Genomic DNA, 21,555 nt, shown 5'->3' on the forward strand with positions numbered 1-21,555 from the left:
GTATCGAGAAAAATGAACCTCGCGCTTTGGAGCAAAGAGTTCTTCTTCGAACTCTTTGCTTATATGCGATAACCCTGGGGGTGGGGGCAGGCGTGCGGCGAGACATCCGAACGCCGCCGAACCACCCCTCAGGCGCGACCGCCGGCCGTCTTCAGCCACGCCGCGCCGCAGGCCTTGGCCAGTTCGCGGACGCGCAGGATGTAGCTCTGGCGCTCGGTGACCGAGATCACGCCGCGCGCATCCAGCAGATTGAAGGTGTGGCTGGCCTTGATGCACTGGTCGTAGGCCGGCAGCACCATTTCATGGCGCTCGTCCTTGTCGCCGGCCTCGAGATACTTGCGGCACGCGCTTTCTGCGAACTCGAACTGCCTGAACAGCATGTCGGTGTCGGCGTGCTCGAAATTGTGGCGGGAATATTCCTGCTCGGCCTGCAGGAACACGTCGCCATAGGTCACTTTCTCGGCGCCGTCGCGGCCGTTGAAATTGAGGTCGTAGACGTTCTCGACGCCCTGGACGTACATCGCCAGGCGCTCAAGACCGTAGGTGAGCTCGCCCGCCACCGGCGAACATTCGAAGCCCGCCACCTGCTGGAAGTAGGTGAACTGGCTCACCTCCATGCCGTCGCACCAGCACTCCCAGCCGAGCCCCCAGGCGCCGAGCGTCGGGCTCTCCCAGTCGTCCTCGACGAAGCGCACATCGTGCAGCCCGGTGTCGATGCCGATGGCCTTGAGGCTCTGGAGGTAGAGGTCCTGGATGTCGGGCGGCGACGGCTTCAGGATCACCTGGAACTGGTAGTAGTGCTGCAGCCGGTTGGGGTTCTCGCCATAGCGGCCGTCCTTGGGCCGGCGCGAGGGCTGGACGTAGGCGGCGTTCCACGGCCGGGGGCCGAGGGCGCGCAGCGTGGTGGCGGGGTGGAAGGTGCCGGCGCCGACCTCCATGTCGTAGGGCTGCAGGATGACGCAGCCCTTGTCCGCCCAGAAGGTCTGCAATGTCAGGATCAGCCCCTGGAACGACCGGTCGGGGCGCATGTGAGGCGGCAGGGTCATCAGCTTCAGCCTTCGAGCTTGCGCGCTTCCTCGGCGAGCATGATCGGGATGCCGTCGCGGATCGGATAGGCGAGGCGCGCGGAGCGGCTGATCAGCTCGTTGGCGCCCGGCTGGTATTCCAGCGGCCCCTTGGTCACCGGGCACACCAGGATTTCCAGGAGCTTGGGGTCGACGCCGGTGCGGCGCTCGGGCGTCTCGGCGGCCGGGGTCTCCGGCGTGGCGGGCTGGTCGGTCATGGATTCGATCCTTCGAAAGGGCGCTGCGGCCCGGGAACTTCTAGCCCGTGCGCGGCGCGTCCGACAGGGGGAGCGAATATCCTATTGTAACGGCGTCTCGCCGTCGTCGCCGTTGCGGGCCAGTGCGAAACGAGTAACGGCGACCAGCACGTCGGCGCGCGCCGGCAGGTCGGCGGCCTCCAGCATGGCCTGCTTCTCGGCCGCGCCGAAGGGCGAGATCATGCACAGCGCATTGACCAGCAATTCGGTCGGCGCCTTGCTGATGTCCTCCCAGTCCGCCTTGAGGTCGTTGGCGTCGAGGAACTCGGCCAGCGTCTCCAGCACCAGCTCGCGATTGACCTCGTCGGCCCCGGCGTCGGCGACGAAATCGGCGGCGAACGGATAGGTCACCCGGCACTGGCGGTAGGGGGTGACGACGCTCATCTCCTCCTCGACGCGGAAGCGGGCGATGCCGGTGAGCGACAGCAGATAGCGGCCGTCGCCGGTCTCGGCGAACTGGGTGATGCGCCCGACACAGCCCACCGAATAGAGCGCCGGCCGGCTGCGCGAGGCGTTGCGCGTCTCGTCGGGCTGGATCATGCCGATCAGCCGCGCCCCCTTCAGCGTGTCGTCGACCATCGCCAGATAGCGCGGCTCGAAGATGTTGAGCGGCAGACGGCCGCGCGGCAGCAGCAGCGCGCCCGATAGCGGGAAGACCGGAATCACCTCCGGCAGGTCGTCCGGGTTGCGGTAGGCAACGTTGCTGCCCATCTGAACCGCCGGTCAGGCGAACAGGATGGAGGACAGCCGGCGGCGGCCTTCGATGGTGTGCGGATCGGTCGGCCCCCACGCCTCGAAGAACGTCACGAGCTGCTTGCGGGCGCCGTCCTCGTTCCAGGCGCGGTCGCGCCGGACGATCTCCAGCAGGTGGTTCAGCGCCTCGGCGCGCCGGCCGCGGGCGTTCAGCGCCAAGGCGAGGTCGAAGCGCGCCTGATGGTCGGCCGGGTTGGCCGCGAGCGCGCCCTCCAGCCCGGCGAGGTCGCCGAGCGAGGCCGCCTGCTCGGCGATCTCGATCGCCGCGCGGGCCGCCGCCACCGCCGGGTCGTTGGCCTTGGCCGGCGGCACCAGCGCCAGGGTCTGCTTGGCCTTGTCGACGTCGCCGAGCTCGAGATGGCAGCGGGCGAGACCGGCCAGCGCGTGGGGGTTCTCCGGCTCCTCGCCGAGGACCGCGGCGAAGGCTTCGGCCGCCGCCACCGGGTCGCCGCCGACCAGCGCGGCGTCGGCCGCCTCCAGCAGCTCCTTGGTGCCGCCGCCGGCCGTGCCCGCGGTGATGCGCTCGATGAAGGCCAGCACCTGCGCCTCGGACTGGGCGCCCATGAAGCCGTCGAGCGGCCGGCCGTCGACGAAGGCGATCACCGTCGGGATCGACTGGATTCCCATCTGGCCGGCCACCGCCGGATGCTCGTCGATATTCATCTTGGCGAGCTTCACCTTGCCCTTGGCGGCGCGCACCACCTTTTCGAGCACCGGGGTGAGCTGCTTGCAGGGCCCGCACCACGCCGCCCAGAAATCGACCAACACCGGCTGGGTCTTCGATTCCTCGATGACGTCCTTGACGAAGCTCTGGGTGGTGACGTCGCGGATCAGGCCATCGGCCGCGCCGTTGGCCGGTCCGGTCTTCTTCGTTCCGCCGAAGTTGAACATTGTTGCCCTCGTCCCTGCCCGCGTCTTCCCCGCACGAGCGTGCCGTGTTCTTCGTCCCGTTCACATGGGGCAGGATGCGGCAGATTGCAACGCAGGAAGCAGCAACGCGCGCGACCCCCGCGCTCAGGCGGGCGGTGACCCGGTCTCCGCCGCCCCGGCGCGGTCGAGCGCCACGATCTGCGGCGGATGGCCGACCGCTTCGAGGAAGCGGAGGAGATCGTCGCGCCGCAACGTGGTGGTCATGGTGTTGACCAGGGGATGGAGCAGACCCGATCGGCCGCCATCAGCCCCGCCTCCAGGATCACGGTGACCCGCCCGGCCGCGTCATTGGCGGCGGCCAGCGTCGTCACCGAGCCCGGCGCGACGCCCAGCACCTCCTGAAGCAGCTCGGCCGAGCCGAAGGACAGCCGCCCCGAGGCGCCGATGGCGTGGTGGAGCTGCTTCAGGTCCAACACCGCCTCCTGGCCGGCGGTGAGCAGGAACAGCCGGCCTCTCTTGTCCTTGAGGAACAGGTTCTTGGTGTGCGCGCCGGGAATGCCGGCGCAGACGTCCTGCGACTCGGCGACGGTGAACACCGCGCGGTGGCGGACCGTGGTGGCCGGAATGCCGAGCCGGTCGAGGAGCGAGAACAGGTCTTCGGGCGTGCGCAGCATGGCCGGCCTCATATCGGCCGCGGGCGGCAGCGACAAGCGATGGCCCTGCGGCCCCGCCATCCCGAATCGCGGCGGCGCCCGGCCGGTGATTCGGCCCAGCCATCGGCGTCATGGACGCCCCACGATGCCGGTCGAACCGTCCGCGATCCCCGGCGACCGGCTCGTCGGACGTCCCGGACTGTCAGCAGGGTCTCGGCGATCGGACAGCGAAACCCCGACACCAGTGGTTGCAGTCCGCGCCCGGCAAGAGGTGTCCGGATAAGCCAGCCCAAAGATTGCGGATAACGCCGGCACCGCCAAGCGGCCGGCGTTCGCGCCCCGGAGAATCCAAACGCTTGACGCTGCGGATGAAGAGTGAGACGCAGCGCCGGGTTGCGCGCGACATCCCCCGATCGTGCCAGCCCGCGCCGGACTTGCCAGACTGCGCCGGACTTGCCGGGCCACGCCAGACCGTTCGAGTTCTTGTTCGTTGTTGGAGCGTTGGTTGTTGGAACCGTCGAACATGTTGTCGACCGGATCCAGCAGAGATCGGGGCTCAGAAAGATCGAGGGTCACGAGAAACCACGAGCGCGGCGAAACAGCCAAGCTTCCGTTTGCAGTACGGCCAAGGTTCCGTTACGCCGATGAAACCAAATACGGTAGCACAGATTTCTCCCCAACTTGACCTGCGTGGCTGTCACGGGATCAGGCTTTGCCGGAGTCGATCTTGGACATCAATTTTGAACCAATTCATCAAAATAGGCTGGAATATCCACAGACGACGCGGCGATTCCACATCCCCGGAGCCCCTAAGATGAAGAGGGAAATTAGTAAAATCGAATCAAGTAATCAAATGCACCCCTTTCTGCCAGACATCTGCTTGATTTCGATCTGCGGTTTCGTCTAATATTACCAAGCTTGGCGCAAGCCTTGCCGGATCGGCAATGTATGTGACGCTCCGTTACTTCCACAACATTTGTTGCACGCAATCGACATCCCAGCGAAATCCTTGAGGAATCCCATGCCCACCCCGATACACGGAACGCCCGATGACGATGTGTTGGACGGCACGTCCGGCAACGACATCATTTATGGAAAGGCCGGCGACGACACCCTTACCGGCGAGGCTGGCGCTGACGAACTCCGCGGCGGCTCCGGCGATGACACTCTGTTGGGCGGCGCCGACGCCGACGCCCTCTTCGGCGGGTCCGGCGACGACACCCTCGACGGCGGCCAGGGCGAAGACGAGATTTATGGCGGCACCGGCGACGACAAGATCTATGGCGGCGCCGGCGACGACACCATCGCCGGTGGAAAGGGCGCCGACTTCATCAAGGGCGGCCTCGGCGACGACACGATCGACGGCGGCAAGGGCGACGACGAGATCTATGGCGGCGCCGGCGACGATGTGATCACCGGCGGCAAGGGCGAGGACACCATCAAGGGTGGCGCGGGTGACGACACCGTCGTCTTCTCGGGCAACCGCGATCAATACACGATCATTGCCAATAACGACGGCACCTTCTCCATCACCAACGACGTTACGGGCGAGACCGATACGGTCGATTTCGACGTCGAGAGCGCCCAGTTCGACGACGGGACCGTGACGATCTGCTTCATGCCGGGCACGATGGTTCGCACGCCGTCCGGCGAGGTTGCAGTCGAGACGCTCCAGGCCGGCGACCACGTCCTGACCAGCGAGGGCGCCGCCCAGCCGGTTCGCTGGATCGGCCGCCAGACCGTGTCCACGCGATTTGGCGACCCGCTGCGCGTGCTGCCGATCCGCATCAAGGCCGGCGCGCTCGGCGAAGGCGTTCCGAGCCGGGATCTGCTGATCTCGCCGGATCACGCCATCCTGGTCGACGGCGCCCTCATCCATGCCGGCGCGCTCGTCAACGGCACCTCGATCGTTCGCGAACGCGACGTCCCCGAGGTCTTCACCTATTACCATGTCGAACTCGACGACCACTCGCTGGTCCTCGCCGAGAACACCCCGGCGGAGACCTTCGTGGACAATGTCGAGCGGCTGAACTTCGACAACTGGGCCGAGTACCAGGCGCTCTATCCCGAGGGCAAGACGATCACCGAACTGCCCTACCCGCGTGCCAAGGCCCACCGTCAGGTTCCGGTCTCGCTGCGGGTCCAGCTCATGGCGCGCGCGCAGGCGATCGGCGCGGCGGTCGAGAAGGCCGTGGCCTGACGCGGTTTCCGGATGATCCCTTCGGGATCTTGGAAACGGGACCGCCGAAAAATCCTTGAACAGGAGGGGATTTTTCGGCGACTGGACTGCGCTTCTCCGGCCCGGTAGGCCGGAAACCCTGTGATCACAGCGAAACGAGGTCCGGCCGCACCGGCCGGACCCCGATTTCCGCGGTTTCCGGCATGCCGAACGATCTTGGCCGGACGCTGCTTGGCTATCTTGTTGTTGGCTATCTTGTTTTAAGAGCATTTTGGGCCGCCAATGGCCCCGCGGGCCTGTTTGTTCGACCCGCGTCGGACTGGCTGGAGCCCCTTTCCCAGCCTTGCGCAGGTTTGGCCCTGCACATGTTTGGCCCTGAGCAGGTTTGGCGGCGATCCGCGGTCATGGTACGAAATCCGCCTCACAGGGCCGGCGGGCCGCGGTCCCGTCGCCGAAAATCTTGTTGTCGATGAGATCTGGTTCTCCGCGGGATCTGGTTTTCCATGAGATCTCGTTCCCTAGGGTGCCCGGCGAGACGGGCTCCGAACCTGCCCCTGGCATCATGGCGGGATCGCCCGGACACCGTCTCTTCGTCACCCTGGGAGCGCGGCCGAGGCCGGCAGATCCGGTTCCACTCCAGACCAGCGGACTCACCCCACCCAAGGCAAACGAGCTGAATTCATTATCGTCTCTATGAGTATTTCAGCATGGCTCTTTCGTCCCCCAGCTCCGACCGCCTGCTTGGCTACGCCTATCTGGTCACGGTCCTGGGCGATGAATACCGTGTTCTGGACGGAAATATTCTTGGAAGCCCGGACAGCGCGACGATCGTCAGCGTCGACCACGCCCAGGACGGTCAAGACCCCGACCGGAAAACCAATGGCGGCGTTCGCAGCCGAATAGGTGCCAGCCAACGCCAAGCCCCCCTTTGCAGCAAGACGCTGCGCATTGCCGGGTCCGGGCTGGTCAATGGCGAATACGACCTTGTATCCGTCGCCGATATCAGCGGGTTATACGGAATCATCGCCACGAACGGCAAACTGTGCATTTTCATTACGAAGAACGAATACACATCATCCGATCCCAGCGCGCGAACGCTCCGATTGCACCCAGGGGCAGCCTGCCAGGCGGTGCTGGGCACGCTCATCGAAGCTCGGCCGGTCGCTGCCCTTCAACCCCTTGGCAAGCAAGCCCCGAGCGTTGACGCGGCAAGCGGAACAGCGGCGACGCTGACCAAGCCTCCCGCCATTGCGCTCACCCGTCCGGCGCCGCCGCCACCACCCGCCGAACAGCCCGCTCCCGTGCCGCCGGTTTCGCTGGCAGCCCGGCCCAAGGCGCAGCCCGATCCTCCGGCAGCGGATGCGAATGCGGCGACCGTCAAGACGCGTCCCGTCGAAGGACCTCGCGTCGAAGAGCCTCCCGTCGCAGTCCGTCGCGTCGAAGCCGATCCTGCCGCCGCGCCCGAGCGCGTCGCCCCCGCCCCGCCGGATCTGTCCGATCTGCGCAAGCGCGGCCATGCGTTGCGCCAGGGCGGCGACCGGGAGGGCGCGCTCGCCGCCTTCCAGGCCGCGGCCGAGGCCGCGCCGGGCACGGCCGATGTGCGCGTCGAGGCCGCCCATGAACTGCGGGCGCTTGGCCGGGCCGGCGAAGCCGAGGACGCCTGCCGGGCGGTGCTCGCCATCGAGCCCCGGAATTTCGAGGCGCTGCGCCTCCTGGCGGGCCTGCTCAAGGCGCGCGGCGCGCTCGACGACGCGCTCCAACAGTGGGATGCCGCCGCCGCCTTCAGGCCCGAGGATGCCGGCATTGCCGCCGAGCGCGGCTATCTGCTGCGCCAGCTGGGCCGGCTGGAGGCCGCCGAAGCCGCCTTCCGCAAGGGCCTGGAGCTGTCGCCCGCGAGCGCCGGGCTGTTCGTCGGGCTCGGCCATACGCTGCGTCAACGGGGCGACCGGCAAGGGTCGCTCGCCGCCTTCCAAGCCGCCGCCGCGGCTGCCCCCGACAATGCCAATCTGCGCGTCGATGCCGCCTATGATCTGCAGACCCTCGGCCGGGCCGACGAGGCCGAGGCGGCCTGCCGGGATGCGCTCGGCATCGAGCCCGGACATCTCGCCGCCCTGCGGATGCTGGCGACCCTGGAGAAGGCGCGCGGCGCGCTCGACGACGCGCTGGCCCGCCTCGACACCGCGGCCGCCCTCAAGCCCGACGATGCCGGCATTGCCGGCGAGCGTGGCTATCTGCTGCGCCAGATGGGCCGGCTGGAGGCGGCCGAGGCCGCGTTCCGCAAGGGCCTGGAACAGGCGCCGGCCAATGTCGGCCTGCTCGTCGGGCTGGGCCACACGCTGCGCCAGCGCGGCGACCACCCGGACGCGCTCGCCGCCTTCCAGGCCGCGGCCGAAGCCGCCCCCGACAACGCCACCCTGCGCGTCGACGTCGCCTACGATCTGCGCGCCCTTGACCGCATGGCGGAGGCCGACGCGGCCTGTCGGGCGGCGCTCGAAGTCGACCCCCGGAATCTCGCCGCCCTGCGGATGCTCGCGAGCCTGGCGAAGGCGCAGGGCGCGCTCGACGACGCGCTCCAACAGTGGGATGCGGCGGCCGCTCTCAGGCCCGACGATGCCGGCATTGCCGGCGAGCGCGGCTATCTGTTGCGCCAGATGGGCCGGCTGGACGCGGCCGAGGCCGCCTTCCTTCAGGGCCTGGAGCACAATCCCGGCAATGTCGGCCTGCTCGTCGGGCTGGGCCACACGCTGCGCCAGCGCGGCGACCACCCGGGCGCGCTCGCCGCCTTCCAGGCCGCGGCCAAGGCCGCCCCCGACAACGCCACCCTGCGCGTCGACGTCGCCTACGACCTGCGCGCGCTCGGCCGGAACGAGGCGGCCGACGCGGCCTGCCGGGCGGCGCTCGAAATCGACCCCCGCCATCTCGCCGCCCTGCGGATGCTTGCGAGCCTGAAGAAGGCGCAGGGCGCGTTCGACGACGCGCTCGCCCATCTCGACACCGCGGCCGCCCTCGGGCCGGAGGACGCCGGCATTGCCGGCGAGCGCGGCAACCTGCTGCGCCAGATGGGCCGGCCGGAGGCCGCCGAGGCGGCGTTCCGCCTGGGCCTGGAGCACAATCCCGGCAATGTCGGCCTGCTGATCGGGCTCGGCCATACGCTGCGCCAGCGCGGCGACCGCGCGGGGTCGCTCGCCGCCTTCCAGGCCGCGGCCGAGGCCGCCCCCGACAATGCGAATTTGCGGGTCGATCTCGCCTACGACCTCGACGAGCTCGGCCGGCCGGACGAGGCCGAGGCCGCGGCGCGAGCGGCCTTGGACATCCAGCCGGGGCATGCCGCGGCGGCGCGGCTGGTGGCGGGCTTGCTGCGGCGCCGGGGCGCGTTCGCGGAGGCCACGGCGATCTTCGAGGCCGCGGCGGACCAGGCGGGCGGCGACCCGGCCTTCGAGACCGAGCACGGCCACTTCCTGCTGCAGACCGGCGAGATCGACCGGGCGGAGGCGCGGTTCCGCGGCATCCTCGCCGCCGCGCCCGAGCATGTCGGCGCCCTGATGGGGCTCGGCCACGTCCACATCGAACGCCAGCAGCACGCGGAGGCCGAGGCGGCGTTCCGTGCCGTGCTGGCCATCGATCCGCGACGCTGCGGCGCGCTCATCGCGCTTGGCCAGATCGTCCGCCGGCGGGGGCAGCGCGACGCCGCGCTGGCGCTGTTCGAGGCCGCCCGGGCGGCCGACCCCGCCGCCCTGGAGCCGGACATCGAGATCGCGGCGGAGCTGCGCGACCGCGGCGACTTTGCGGCCGCGCGGGCGCTGCTGGAGGCGCTGCTCGCCGCCCATCCCGGCCACCTCCACACCCGCCTGCAGCTTGGCCAGCTTCTGCGCCGCCAGGGCGAGCGGGCGGCGGCCGCCGCCGTGTTCGAGGAGGCGGCCCGGCGCCACCCCAACCGCGTCTGGCCGCACCTCGAGCTCAGCGTCGAGCGGCGGGCCGCCGGCCGGCCGGCCGAGGCCAAGGCGCTGCTCGACACCGCCCTTTCGCTCGAGCCCGGCAATCTCGGCGTGCTGCTGCCGGCGCTCGACTTCGCCCGCCTCGCCGAGGACGCCGAGGCCGAGCGCCGGCTCATCACCACCCTGCTCGAGCATCATTCGAAGCGGCCGTCGATCTATCCGCCGATCGCCCAGGCGCTGGCCGACCTCGGCGACGAGGCGGACGCATTCCTGGTGCTCGACCACGCCGAGCGGCGCTTCGGCCTGCGCGCCGAGATCGCCGCATCCCGCGCCGACCTGCTGCGCCAGGCCGGGCGGCTGCCCGCGGCGCAGGCGGCGCTCGACGCCGTGCCGGCGACGGCGGAGCCGAACTTCTATCTCTTCTCGCAGCGGGTGCTGGTGGCGATCGCCTTGGCCGACTGGCCGCGGGCCGAGGCCCTGCTGGCGGCCGCCCCCGCCCACAACACCCATGATCGCGCCCGCGTGGCGTTCTTCCGCGGCCAGATCGCCGACGCCCGGCGGCGCTACGACGCGGCGATCGCCGCCTACACCGAGGCGCTGGCCGGCAACCCGGAGGACGGCTGGGGCCATGCCGAGCTTGCCCGGGTGCGGCTGCTGACGCTCGACCTGCAGGCGGCGCGCACGCACCTGACGCGCTCGGTGCAGCTCAACGCCGCGGCCAACCGCCTGCGCGGCCAGTCGCTCAACATTTCCCAGCACCATCTCGGCCAGATTCTCGACGAGTTCCTGCTCGACCGGGCGCGGCTTGCGGAGCTGCGGCAGGCCCAGGCCCTGGCGGACGGGCCGGCCATCGCCGCGCTGGCCGCCATCGTGCGCGCCCATCCCGACCATACGCCGAGCGCGATGCTGCTGTTGATCCGGCTGCGGCAGGCCGGCCTCTTCGACCGCACCGCCGGGGCCGCGCCGACAGCGCCCAGCCCGATCCCGCGCCGCATCGTCCAGTTCTGGGACGAGCCCGAGCCGCCGGCCGGCATCGCCGCGCTGATGGCGGGGTGGCGGCAGACCCATCCGGATTGGGAGCATGTGCGCCACGACGACGCCAGCGCGCTCGCCTTCCTCAAGGCGCACCACCCGCCGGCGGTGGTGCGGGCGTTCCGGCTGTCGCGCCACCCGGCGCAGCGCGCCGACATCTTCCGGCTGGCGCATCTGGCGGTGACGGGCGGCGTCTATGTCGATGCCGACGACCGCGCGCTCGCCCCGCTCGACGCGGTGATCCCGGCCGCGGCGCGGCTGTTCGCCTACCAGGAGAACTACGGCACCATCGGCAACAATGTGCTGGCCGCGGTGCCCGGCCATCCGGTGATCGCGGGCGCGCTGGCCGAGGTGACCGCCGCCATCAATCGCGGCGACAACGACCATCTGTGGCTCGCCACCGGCCCGGGGCTGGTGACGCGCGCCGTGGCGCGCCATCTGGCCGGCCACATCGCCACCGCCCTGCCCGGCGCGGACGCGGCCACAGCCCGCGCCGCCGGCGAGACGGCCCTGCCCGGCGCGACGGCCGGATCACCGACGCCCGCGGCGACGGCCGATGCGCTCGCGCGGCTGAGCCTTGACTGGCAGCGCGAGATGGCGATCCTCGAACAGGGCGAGCTGCAGCGGCATGTCGGCCTGCACTGCCGGATGCCGTATAAGAAGACACCAAAGCATTGGGGACGCACAAAATGTTTATGAGGCCAGCCGCACGTTCCAACCGGACACCTATTAACGATAGCTGTCGAATGACAATTTTTGAACGAACGGGATATACAACACTGTATATCACGATTTCATCATTTTTATTGGCTAACTCGCCTTTTCCCGTGCTCGCTCAGTCCCCACGCGCAAGCACCGAGTTACATATCGCTGTCACTGGTGATGAGAAGCCATTGTTCCTATGGTCCCGAGATCGCTGCGACCTCGAAGACATCCCGGACGCAAATGCACGGACGTTCCGCGACTCCCGCGGCCGTCTCAACCTCATTGCGAGCAACTCCGACACTCGAATTTCCGTCTTTGACGATTCTGGATCTCCTACAAGACCCTGCAATGTCGTTCTTCCGAGCTCTCGCGACCCGAATCCATCAAATTATGCCGACAAATCATGGATCACCTCGGTATGGACTCAAGACGGAACCACGGTTCATGCACTTGTCCATCACGAATTTCACGCTCACCAGCATCCAAATACCTGCATCCTTAATGACTACGTCGGGTGCTGGTATAATACAATAACGTACGCCAGATCTGACGATGGCGGTCAAACTTTTCAGCAATCGACACCACCCGCCGTAGTAGCCTCCGTCCCTTTCACGCAGGATTTTGCGCAAGGAAGAAGACGCGGTTTCTTTGGAACAAGCAATATTGTCTATTTCGAAAACAAGTGGTGGATGTTTTCTTACACGTCCGGGTGGGCAGGACAGAAATCTGGCAGTTGTCTATTTCAGACCGCTGACATCGCAAGCCCCACCTCATGGCGGGCTTTCGACGGCACTGCCTTCGTCGCGCAATTCCCAGACCCCTATATACAGAGCGCGGGGCCAACGTCGACGTGTCTTCCAATTTTCGAGAACAGCGTCGGAAGTATCACCCGATTCGAGAACCGTTTTGTTGCCGTTTATATCGCGGCAGATAATTATTCCCTGAAAGACCCAAATTTCTATGTCTATTACCGCACGTCCAAGGATTTAGTGAACTGGGGCAAACCGAATGTACTCATGCCCATTAATGATGTGAGCAGCGTGCGATGTGGCGACAAGTCCCGCTACGCCTATCCTTCATTACTGCAAGACGAAGAGTTGCAGCGTGACGGCGCGTCCGCGGTTCTCACGTTAGTTCGTTTCAATGTCCGAAACTGCCGTAACACCCTCGACCGCGATCTAATTAGCATTCCTGTCATCATAAATTAACACCTGCCGACACCTGCTCCAGCAGCACGAGAGATTGCACCCTTGAAACGACTGCATCGACATTGACTGCCAGAGGAAGATGAATATCTCGATCTTCTCTTTTGATCGCCATACCTTCAAAAATAACCGTTCTCAGCCCCAACGACGAAAAAAGGCATAGATGCGCATGAATCCAGTGCCCCTCGCTCTCGATATCAACAACAATAGTTCCGGGATGCGAGAACGCAACATTGAACATTGCGGCACCAGATTGACCAACAACAATGCTCGCGTTCGCGAAGACCTCGATTTGTTCTTCGGCAGAGAGGCGCTCCGGGAAGACGGTTTCGAATCCAAGGCGCTCTAACGCCTCGCCGAGCGCATCCGCGTTGACCAACGCCCTATACCCGGCCGCGGTACTCGAAAGACTCTTTCGCGAGATGAATATTCTTCTCCCGCCTGTCGTGGTGAATTTTGCTCTGACTCTACTAAAAATTCCAACAGTCGCTTCATCCAGAAACGCGTGAGGATTCCGATTGGTTGGAATTAGCGCACGCCTCAACTTGTAAATGACCCTATCATCATGCAGAATAATGCGATCCTTTGAGATACCAAATATACCCAAAAGCGCTTTCATTGAATCGTGCTTTGCTCCAACCAACACCTTATACGTTGTTGGCAGCTGTTGAATTGAAGCAATTTTTGGCAAAACTCTAAATATGAATGACCCATAATTCTCCGGTTCGTCTGAACACAGAGGGATGACAGGTTCAGCTATTTCAACAACCTTACGAGATGCGGGATCGAAATGCAGAGCGTTCCGCCCATCGACGGGACGAAGTCCCGAACGCTCGTTCCGATGCTCATCGGGAGATGCAAACCTGAACAGTTGCTGCTCGAACTTGCCGTCATGCCAATCCAACTCGTCGTTGAACACTAAATTATTGGCAACGTAGCTCCTGAATCCAGAGAGCAACACATCGTTCGCTTTAATAATACCCACAGGCGGGTAGGTAACAATTACCGAATCAAGATTCTCAAAAACTTTGCACTTGTCTGGATCATCATGGAATTCCGGCGACCTTCTAAGGTATTTCCGCTGCTTCTGCGGGGGCTCAATCCAAATCCCCCAAGATTCATCGGAAAACATATCGCCGAACTTTAGCAGCGGAAAGGTCAGCGGATCCACAAGCTTATAGTATTCTTCGCCAGACATGCCACGCCCTTGATTAGCTATTCAGTACACCTGAATACCTGTCTCCAATATAAACCCCTCCTCCCGCCAATAAAATATTGAATCTTTCCGCAAGTTCCTTCCTCCGCATGGAAAACGCATGCTCGTCGAATGGGAACAAATCGTAAAGCTCACTTGCCTTAAAATCTGATTTAAGCTCTTGGTATAGACGGAAGGGAATTGCCATTGTTTGGCATAGTTCGACAGTTCGGCTGTCGTGAGCAATCACGCCGGCGGGAACACCTGCCTGCAAAGCAAGCATAATCCCATGGAAGCGGGCTCCGACCACAAAGTCGAAAGACTTCATCGCTTCCATCCACGCCGGCGCACTGTTGAAACAGACAGCATACCGCTGACACCAACGCTCGAATTCGGCCTCCGATTTGCCCGGCGCAATATACCTATTGAAATGCCCAAGTATCTCTGGCTTAATTTTATTTAACTCACGCCGACATAGTCTAATCATATCGATATCGTGTTGGCCAACATAAATCCCCGATGTCGATTCCACAATCTGCACTAGATTTCTTTCGAGCAACATTAGTTCAGGCCAATATGGGAGTCCTGCCGGAACGGCAACTCGGAATATTGACTTTTCTCGGGCGCCAGAAATTTGTGCCCCCAATTCTGGATTGAGATTAAGAAGAATCGAAGGGCAGCCCGTAACAATTGCACGTTCAGAAAGCCCGATACGCTCCAGCTGCGCATATGTGAAATCTCCGCGGACGCCAATATTTGGAGCTCCACTTGGTGCGGCTTCGGCAATTACATCTAACCACTGACGCGTCCCCGCCGGGATTTCAACTACGTCGGAAATACTTTTCGCCTGGGCGCCCAGGCCGACGGCAATTATCGGCAGATCGACAGCTTTCAACATCGGCGCCACCGGGCCGAGATCGGTGTGGGGACCGAGCATATTCGCGCAGGCGAATATGACTAGGTCGAAATTTTCATTGACGTATACCGGGTCTATCGACCATGGGACTATTTCGACAACGCTTGCAGCGCTGTCCAACATCCTAAACAGCCCATATATGATCGCAAAGTTTCCTGTATTCCCCCCACATAAATTGAAAATGTGTTCGGATGAGTTCTCGAACGAGTCCGGAACTTGATATGAGCCTGAATATACAGCTATTCTCATAACGATCCTATATATTTGTATTATTAAATATGGGTCAGGCTGAGATATGACGCTGCACAGTCCGCGTATGTCGGGGGATGTCTTATGCCGTTCTGTAGCTGACCCCAAAGCCCTTTGTTGGTTAATGCTTGGGTCATAATATCGCTGAGGTCCAGCGGGCTTCGCGCCTCGAAATGCAGCCCATCCACGCCGTGCTTCACCTTCTCGGCCATGCCGCCGATATTGGCCGTGATCACGGGCCGGCGACAGCAGAACGCCTCCTGAATCACCATAGGGGAATTCTCCCACCAGATCGAGGGGACCACCACCCAGTCGACCTTGCGCATGCGGCGCGGCAGCTCGTGCGGCTCGTAGGGGCCGACCCAACGCAGCGAGCCTTCCGCAATCAGCGGTGTCCGCAGCTTTTCGATGAGATCCTGGAACCACTGGCCCTGGAATTCCAGGTTTGCGCCGTGAATTTCCAGGACCATGCTCTTGCGGATCTCAGGCCGCATCTTGTGCATCGCCTGCAGCAAGATTTCGACACCCTTGTATTCCGTGATCTGTCCGAAGAAGCCGAACCGATTCCGGCTGGCCCGCGGGACCTCCGCTTCGTCGAACTCGAATTTCGGCTGTCCGTTCTCTATGACGCTGATGTGCTCCGGGGGAACGCCCCAATCGATGTAGCGCTGCCGCAGAAACTCGGATGGCGAAACGAACGCATCGACATATTCAAAGTGCTTCTGGATATAGTGCTTGCGGAGCCAGAAATCGGTGGCAGCGTATTCCGGGAAACATATATTGCATTCCTCGATACTCTCGCGGAAGCACAGCCGCTTGGTCTTGTTCTTGACCATCTGGCCATTTCGTAGACATATCGCAATATACTCGTGCAATGTCAGCGCGATGAAGGCATCCGGCAATGCCGTGCGAAGCTCCCGCAACATTTCGACGCCGATATTGGCATAGTGATGCACGAACACGACGTCCGGCTTCTTTTCGCGCAGGAAGTCTCGAAGCGACACATAGAGCGTGTTCTGGTACGCCGACCTGAGACGGAACCAGTCGCCAATGTCCTGCCGCCAGAGATATTCATTGGGACGGCGCAAGGATATCGTGCCGGGACCAAGTGAGGGATGGTCCGTGCGCGCAAGCAAGGTCGCCTTCTCGACGTCATCGCGCCGCTCGAGTGCCTTGAAAAGATTATAGGCTGCAATTTCTGCCCCACCCACGCTGAAATCAGGGTGGGCATGGGCGATAACCAAAATCTTCATGGTTTGATTGCCCTCGCTGCAGCAGAACTAACGATGTCCTCGATCTGAGCAGCCCAACGCCGCTGGTGGCGCCATGCGTTGTAGCGAGCGATCTGCTCGCGGAACCGGTCCGCGCCGATACCGGGAAACGATTGGCGCTCCAGATGGATGAGGTTGATGTCCTTCACCAGGATGGTCTTCAGCCCCTGCTGGCGGACCTTCATGCACAGGTCGGAGTCTTCGAAATCCCCGATCAGGTATCCCTCATCCAGCCCGCCGATGGCCTCGTAGGTCGACCAGCGAATGAGCAGGCATGCTGCCGTGACAATATCCTGCGCGGAAGCAGCTTGTGTCTCACCCTCGAGCGGCTCGAGGCCCGCGCGGGGGTGCTTGTTGAGGTGCACATTCCAGGCCGGCTCCCACACGAAGGCCATGCCGTCGTGCTGGATCGCGCCGTTGGGATAGAACAGCCGCGCGCCGACGATGCCGACGTCCGCCCGCCCCTCGATCACCGCCAGCATCTTCTGCAGCCAGCCGGGCTCGACCGGGATCACGTCCGAATTGAGCAGCAGAAGATGGGGCGCGCGGGCCACCGAGATGCCGAGATTGTTGGCGCCGGAAAAGCCGCGGTTCTCGCCGGCCGTGACGATGCGGAACGGCACGCGGTTGGCTTCATAGAGCAGCGGCGCCTGCTGGCGCACGTCCGACAGGATGCGCGGATCGTCGACCACATAGATCAGCTCGGCATCGGCCTTGAGCTCATCGTCCTCGGAGAATTCGAGGAGCTGGTTCAGCATGAAATCGAACCGGCCGAACAGCGGGACGACGATCGAGCAGCGCGGGCTCTCGGGCTGCGGGCCGCACACCATGATCTCCGGCGGGCATGGCGGGCGGGCTGCGAGCTTGGCCGCAACCAGCGAGTCGATCACCGCCCCGTCATGATGCTCCAGCCGCTCGAAGAACCGGTCGAGCGGGGTGGGGAACTCGAACGCCCACTTGGCGAAGCTCACCGGCTCCACCGGCGCCGCCTCCCACTGGCGCGACGCCAGGATGTGGCATTCGTCCCGCTCGAACACGCACAGGCGGACCTCCTCGCCCAGCGTCACGGCATGGCGCCAGCCCTGCAGCATGCCGGCGTTGAAGGTGAAGTTGCCGAACTCGTTGCTGAAGGCGTCGACGATGTCCGGGCGATGCCAGCGCACCGCCTCCGCCAGCGGCACGATGCGGCCGCGCTGGTCGACCAGCGCGAGCGTCACGCCGGGCACCTGGACCGTCCAGCCGACCACCAGCCCGCCATGCCCGGGAACGCCCTTGGCGTGCTCCAGGAAGCCGCGGGCGCGCTTGTAGGCGGCGGGTGCCGCCTGGAGCTGCGCCACCAGCGGCGCCAGCGAGACCGCGCCGCCCTGCAGGGCTTCGAGCAGGAAGCCGAGACGCGCCCGGTGATCCTGAAACATGCGTGCGGGATCGCCCTCGCCGTCGGCGCGGCGCGGCGCGCGCAGCCGCCGGCCAAAGAGCGTGAACGTGTCGCCCGCACCGGGCTTGACCACCGCAAGCAGGCCGCGCGCGCTCGCCGCCAGCGCCGGGAACGCGGACTCGACATCCGGCCGGGCAAACAGGCAGGCGCGGACCGCATCGTCCTCGCTGTCGATCCGCCGGCTGGAACCGGCGCCGACCACCCAGCCGGACAGGAGAAGCCTGTCGCCGACATAGGCGTAGTAGTCGACCATCAGGCCGTCGAGCACGTCGCCGCCCGGCGAGCGGACCAGATGCGGCAGCTGCGACAGCGACAGAAAGGACACCTGAACGGCGGGGGCCGTGGGGGCAAGCGGGCCCGGGGCCGCGTCGCGGCGGGGCGGGTCTTCCGCCTTGCGGACGCCGCCCGGCTGCGGCAGGGTCCGGCCCGTGTCCTGACCCGCAATCGGGCCCGCGTTCTCGCCCGCGTCATGCCCCGCGCCTTGCCCCGCGCCTTGGCCCACGTCCTGGCCGACGTGGCGTGTCCCGCCCTGGCGGACCGCCTCGGCCGGCTTCGGTCCGGCCGCAGGCGGCGCGAGCGCCTTGCCGACCGTGCGCCGCAGCACGCGCGTCTTTCCGGACTGCGTCTCTGTCATCGTGCCACCACCCCGATCCGCTTCGCCTGATAGCCGCGCTCCAGGATCGCCTGCCACCACGCGCGGTTTTCCAGATACCAGCGCACCGTCTTGTCGATGCCGGTCTCGAAGCTCTCCTGCGCCCGCCAGCCGAGCTCGGTCTCCAGCTTGGTGGCGTCGATGGCGTAGCGGCGGTCGTGCCCCGGCCGGTCGGTGACGAAGCTGATCAGCCGCCGGTGCGGCCCGGCGGGCTGCGGCGCGTCGCGGTCGAGCAGGTCGCAGATGGTCTCGACCACCGCCAGATTGGTGCGCTCGTTGCGGCCGCCGACATTGTAGGTCTCGCCCACCCGTCCGTGCTCGACCACCAGGGTCAGCGCGCGGGCGTGGTCCTCGACATAGAGCCAGTCGCGCACGTTCTGGCCGTCGCCATAGACCGGCAGCGTCTCGCCGGCGAGCCCCTTCAGGATCATGTGCGGGATCAGTTTCTCGGGAAAATGATAGGGGCCGTAATTGTTCGAGCAGTTGGTGACCAGCGTCGGCAGGCCGTAGGTCTCGCGCCAGGCCCGCACCAGATGGTCGGAGGAGGCTTTGCTCGCCGAATAGGGCGAGTTGGGGGCGTAGGGCGTGGTTTCGGTGAAGAGGTCCTCCGACCCGAGCGAGCCATAGACCTCGTCGGTCGAGACGTGCAGCAGGCGGAAGGCGGCGGCGCGCTCCTGCGGCAGGCCGCGCCAATGGCGCAGCGCCTCCTGCAACAGCGTGAAGGTGCCGACGATATTGGTGTGGATGAACGCGCCCGGCCCGTCGATCGAGCGGTCGACATGGCTCTCGGCGGCGAGGTTCATCACCGCGTCGGGCGCATAGGTCTCGAACAGCCGGCGCAGCGCCGGGCCGTCGCAGATGTCGGCCTGGGCGAAGGCGTAGCGCGGATGGCCCCCGGCCTGCGGGATCGAGGCGAGGTTGGCCGCATAGGTGAGCTTGTCGATATTGACGACGCGGGCCCCGGTGTCGTCGAGCAAATGGCGCACCACCGCCGAGCCGATGAAACCGGCGCCGCCGGTGACGAAGATGGTCTTGTCAGCGAAACGCATGATCGGCGGCTCTCAGGCTAAGGGGTCCGGGGTGACGGGGCCGTGGCCACGGGTGTCGCGGCCGACAGCGCCGCCGGCAGGCAGGCGGGGCCCCTTCTCCATGGCGCGGCGGAAGCCGGGGACAGGATCGCCACCGGCTCGGTGTTCGAGACAGGGCGAATTCATGTTTGCAAGAATATATTGCACCGCTTTAAACATCATGTCCGCCAATTTATAATAATTGCGTTGCTCATCGAAATCGGATGGAACTTATCTCGATTTTTCTGCATTACTGGCGGCAATATGATCGGGCGTACCGGTAGACCGCTTCTGATAGCCCGGATAATTCCCGCCGTGTCTGGCCTCATTCCTCCGGCCGAATAGCATAGCGATGCTGCCACGAGAAGCGACGCTCCCCGCAAAAGTAAGCAACCGCCGCCATCTGCGTGTGGCAGCTTCTCAAATCGGGTCTATGTTTGGTAACCATACTCGGCTGACCGCCGAATGACAGCCCTGATGCCGAACGGTGGAGCAGATTTTATATTTATAGTTGCTTATTACTATTATTGGTAGAATTTCGTGCCAGGGCGTCTTCGGCTCCGCGGCATCCACAAACGAAAACGGCGGCGCCTGGGCTCCGCCGCCTTGAGCGCGATCCGATCCGACTGCACCGGATCGGGCGCTCTAAGTTTTCGGTTTGTCGCATTTCCTTTCGCGAAACCGGTATCCACTTTTGCGGAAAATGCTCTAATACCGCTCCTATCAGGAGATCACGTCGCCGAGCCTGCGCGAGCAGCGCATCGGCCCGGTCGCCCTCGCCGACGAACCCCGCGGCAAGGGCATGCTCGCCCAATGGCTGGAGCAGACGGCGCGCGCCTGATGCGGTGTCCGCCTCGAAGGCTGTTTCGGCGGGTGGAGCTGGCGATGACGCTGGCATCAAGGCCGGCGGCAGCACGCCCCGCCTTGGCGATCGTCAGGGCGAAGCCAGCGTTCGTGAGGACGAAGTCATTGGATGGTATCGTCGATCGCGCCTACAATTTCGTGCTCGCGTCCGTCGGCCGGCAACACGCAGCGTCTCGCGGCAGCGGAGCCGATGGCGCCATGGCACGCAGGTCCAATACGGCACGGCGCCGGAGTGCATGTTGATCAAGCTGAGAATCCTCCACAGAACGATCTATCGCTACCGCGAACCGGTCCAACTACTCCCGCATCGCCTCATGCTGCGGCCGCGGGAGAGCCACGAATTGCGGCTGCTGACGATGGACCTGACGATGACGCCGCCTGCGCTCATGACGTGGGCGTCGGACGTCGCCGGCAACACGGTGGCGACCGCGACCTTCGAGACGATGGTCGACACGCTGACGATCGACAGCGCCGTCGAGATCGAGCTTGATGCCGCGCCGTGGCCGGTCTTCGCGATCGCCGCTTCGGCGATCTCCTATCCGTTTCGCTACAGCGACGACGAGTGGACGGACCTCGGCGCCCTGGCTTTGCCGCAAAGTCCCGATCCGTCCGGCCGCGTGCACGACTGGGCCCGGGCCTTCATCTACGGCAATCCGACCGACACGCTGTCGCTTCTGAAGGACATCAATGCCGGCACCGGCGCCGGCATTTCCTATGTGCCCCGGGAGGAGGAGGGCACGCAGACGCCCGTGCAGACCCTTGAGCGCGGAACGGGCTCGTGCCGGGATCTGGCCGTGCTGTTCATCGAAGCGGTGCGCAGCCTCGGCTTCGGCGCCAGGATCGTCTCGGGCTATCTCTACAATCCGGATCAGCAGGTCGCCTGGGCGATGGGCGGGCGGTCAACCCATGCCTGGGCCGAGGTCTACGTGCCGGGTGCGGGCTGGATCACCTTCGATCCCACCAATCAAAGCGTCGGTGGCACCAACCTCATTCCCATCGCCGTCGGCCGCGACATTCGGCAAGTCATGCCGGTGGTCGGCAGCTTCGTCGGGATGACTGACGCATTTATGGGCCTGTGGGTCGAGGTTTACGTTACGTCCGAGGCATGAATTCGCGCGTCTGCCGCACGCCGGCCCGCCCCGCCCCCACAAAGCTGGATCACGTGTCCGTTTCGGGGGCAGGGCAATCGGGTGAAAAATCACGCTGCCAGGAGGCTTGCGAGGAAGTCGTCGTCCCAGGCGGCGACTTTTCGC

General features: G+C 64.8%; 14 protein-coding genes and 1 pseudogene. 4 read left to right on the forward strand and 11 right to left on the reverse strand.

Going from position 1 to position 21,555, the window contains the following annotated elements:
- Window positions 1–128: 128 nt before the first annotated feature.
- The 5 genes and pseudogenes from F1193_RS15990 to F1193_RS16010 form a co-directional block, all read right to left on the reverse strand.
- Window positions 129–1,049: a glycine--tRNA ligase subunit alpha gene (locus F1193_RS15990; RefSeq protein ID WP_150098812.1), complete on the reverse strand. Its 921-nt coding sequence runs from the start codon at window positions 1,047–1,049 to the stop codon at window positions 129–131.
- A gap of 2 nt (window positions 1,050–1,051) precedes the next feature.
- Window positions 1,052–1,282, reverse strand: a complete 231-nt coding sequence (locus tag F1193_RS15995) for a Trm112 family protein (RefSeq protein WP_126400976.1) — start codon at window positions 1,280–1,282, stop codon at window positions 1,052–1,054.
- 81 nt (window positions 1,283–1,363) lie between these two features.
- Entirely contained in the window at window positions 1,364–2,032 is a 669-nt protein-coding gene (locus F1193_RS16000) for an LON peptidase substrate-binding domain-containing protein (RefSeq protein WP_150098802.1), read from the reverse strand.
- A 12-nt stretch (window positions 2,033–2,044) separates the two neighbouring features.
- On the reverse strand, window positions 2,045–2,965 hold the full coding sequence (gene trxA / locus F1193_RS16005; protein WP_150098803.1) for a thioredoxin: 921 nt from the start codon (window positions 2,963–2,965) through the stop codon (window positions 2,045–2,047).
- 123 nt (window positions 2,966–3,088) lie between these two features.
- Window positions 3,089–3,618: pseudogene (locus F1193_RS16010) on the reverse strand (prolyl-tRNA synthetase associated domain-containing protein).
- Between the two features lie 1,000 nt (window positions 3,619–4,618).
- On the opposite strand from F1193_RS16010, the gene F1193_RS16015 reads away from it, so the two are divergent.
- Window positions 4,619–5,797, forward strand: coding sequence for a Hint domain-containing protein (locus tag F1193_RS16015; RefSeq protein WP_150098804.1), 1,179 nt, complete (start codon window positions 4,619–4,621; stop codon window positions 5,795–5,797).
- Window positions 5,798–6,426: 629 nt separating this feature from the next.
- Here the strand turns inward: F1193_RS16015 and F1193_RS17195 are convergent.
- Entirely contained in the window at window positions 6,427–6,690 is a 264-nt protein-coding gene (locus F1193_RS17195; protein WP_170263728.1) for a hypothetical protein, read from the reverse strand.
- Window positions 6,691–7,077: 387 nt separating this feature from the next.
- Between F1193_RS17195 and F1193_RS16020 the strand changes: the two genes are divergently transcribed.
- Both F1193_RS16020 and F1193_RS16025 read left to right on the forward strand, forming a co-directional pair.
- Entirely contained in the window at window positions 7,078–11,442 is a 4,365-nt protein-coding gene (locus tag F1193_RS16020; protein WP_170263729.1) for a tetratricopeptide repeat protein, read from the forward strand.
- 47 nt (window positions 11,443–11,489) lie between these two features.
- Window positions 11,490–12,656: a glycoside hydrolase family 183 protein gene (locus tag F1193_RS16025; protein WP_150098806.1), complete on the forward strand. Its 1,167-nt coding sequence runs from the start codon at window positions 11,490–11,492 to the stop codon at window positions 12,654–12,656.
- Here F1193_RS16025 and F1193_RS16030 read toward each other — a convergent pair.
- From F1193_RS16030 to rfbB, 5 genes are read right to left on the reverse strand one after another with little or no spacing between them, the layout of a single operon-like run.
- Window positions 12,646–13,851, reverse strand: a complete 1,206-nt coding sequence (locus F1193_RS16030; protein WP_150098807.1) for a glycosyltransferase family 61 protein — start codon at window positions 13,849–13,851, stop codon at window positions 12,646–12,648. The genes F1193_RS16025 and F1193_RS16030 overlap by 11 nt on opposite strands.
- Before the next feature lie 13 nt (window positions 13,852–13,864).
- Window positions 13,865–15,013, reverse strand: a complete 1,149-nt coding sequence (locus tag F1193_RS16035) for a polysaccharide pyruvyl transferase family protein (protein ID WP_150098808.1) — start codon at window positions 15,011–15,013, stop codon at window positions 13,865–13,867.
- A 23-nt stretch (window positions 15,014–15,036) separates the two neighbouring features.
- Window positions 15,037–16,266 carry a glycosyltransferase family 4 protein gene (locus F1193_RS16040; RefSeq protein ID WP_150098809.1) on the reverse strand — a complete coding sequence of 410 codons (1,230 nt, stop codon included), beginning with the start codon at window positions 16,264–16,266 and terminating at the stop codon, window positions 15,037–15,039.
- On the reverse strand, window positions 16,263–18,353 hold the full coding sequence (locus tag F1193_RS17705; protein WP_150098810.1) for a glycosyltransferase: 2,091 nt from the start codon (window positions 18,351–18,353) through the stop codon (window positions 16,263–16,265). The genes F1193_RS16040 and F1193_RS17705 overlap by 4 nt, the downstream gene beginning before the upstream one ends.
- Window positions 18,350–19,420: a dTDP-glucose 4,6-dehydratase gene (gene rfbB, locus F1193_RS16050; RefSeq protein ID WP_150098811.1), complete on the reverse strand. Its 1,071-nt coding sequence runs from the start codon at window positions 19,418–19,420 to the stop codon at window positions 18,350–18,352. The genes F1193_RS17705 and rfbB overlap by 4 nt, the downstream gene beginning before the upstream one ends.
- Before the next feature lie 1,121 nt (window positions 19,421–20,541).
- Between rfbB and F1193_RS16055 the strand changes: the two genes are divergently transcribed.
- A complete protein-coding gene (locus F1193_RS16055) occupies window positions 20,542–21,411 on the forward strand; it encodes a transglutaminase family protein (RefSeq protein ID WP_150098813.1) in 870 nt (289 codons plus the stop codon).
- Window positions 21,412–21,555 lie beyond the last annotated feature (144 nt).

Source organism: Blastochloris sulfoviridis (assembly GCF_008630065.1).
GTDB lineage: Bacteria > Pseudomonadota > Alphaproteobacteria > Rhizobiales > Xanthobacteraceae > Blastochloris > Blastochloris sulfoviridis.

What these genes read in the sequence shown, in the direction of transcription:
- F1193_RS16035 (WP_150098808.1), bottom strand. Translation starts at nt 15,013, where the DNA reads ATGAGAATAGCTGTATATTCAGGCTCATATCAAGTTCCGGACTCGTTC.
- F1193_RS16025 (WP_150098806.1), top strand. Translation starts at nt 11,490, where the DNA reads ATGACAATTTTTGAACGAACGGGATATACAACACTGTATATCACGATT.
- F1193_RS16040 (WP_150098809.1), bottom strand. Translation starts at nt 16,266, where the DNA reads ATGAAGATTTTGGTTATCGCCCATGCCCACCCTGATTTCAGCGTGGGT.
- F1193_RS15995 (WP_126400976.1), bottom strand. Translation starts at nt 1,282, where the DNA reads ATGACCGACCAGCCCGCCACGCCGGAGACCCCGGCCGCCGAGACGCCC.
- F1193_RS16030 (WP_150098807.1), bottom strand. Translation starts at nt 13,851, where the DNA reads ATGTCTGGCGAAGAATACTATAAGCTTGTGGATCCGCTGACCTTTCCG.
- F1193_RS17705 (WP_150098810.1), bottom strand. Translation starts at nt 18,353, where the DNA reads ATGACAGAGACGCAGTCCGGAAAGACGCGCGTGCTGCGGCGCACGGTC.
- rfbB (WP_150098811.1), bottom strand. Translation starts at nt 19,420, where the DNA reads ATGCGTTTCGCTGACAAGACCATCTTCGTCACCGGCGGCGCCGGTTTC.
- F1193_RS16015 (WP_150098804.1), top strand. Translation starts at nt 4,619, where the DNA reads ATGCCCACCCCGATACACGGAACGCCCGATGACGATGTGTTGGACGGC.
- F1193_RS16000 (WP_150098802.1), bottom strand. Translation starts at nt 2,032, where the DNA reads ATGGGCAGCAACGTTGCCTACCGCAACCCGGACGACCTGCCGGAGGTG.
- trxA (WP_150098803.1), bottom strand. Translation starts at nt 2,965, where the DNA reads ATGTTCAACTTCGGCGGAACGAAGAAGACCGGACCGGCCAACGGCGCG.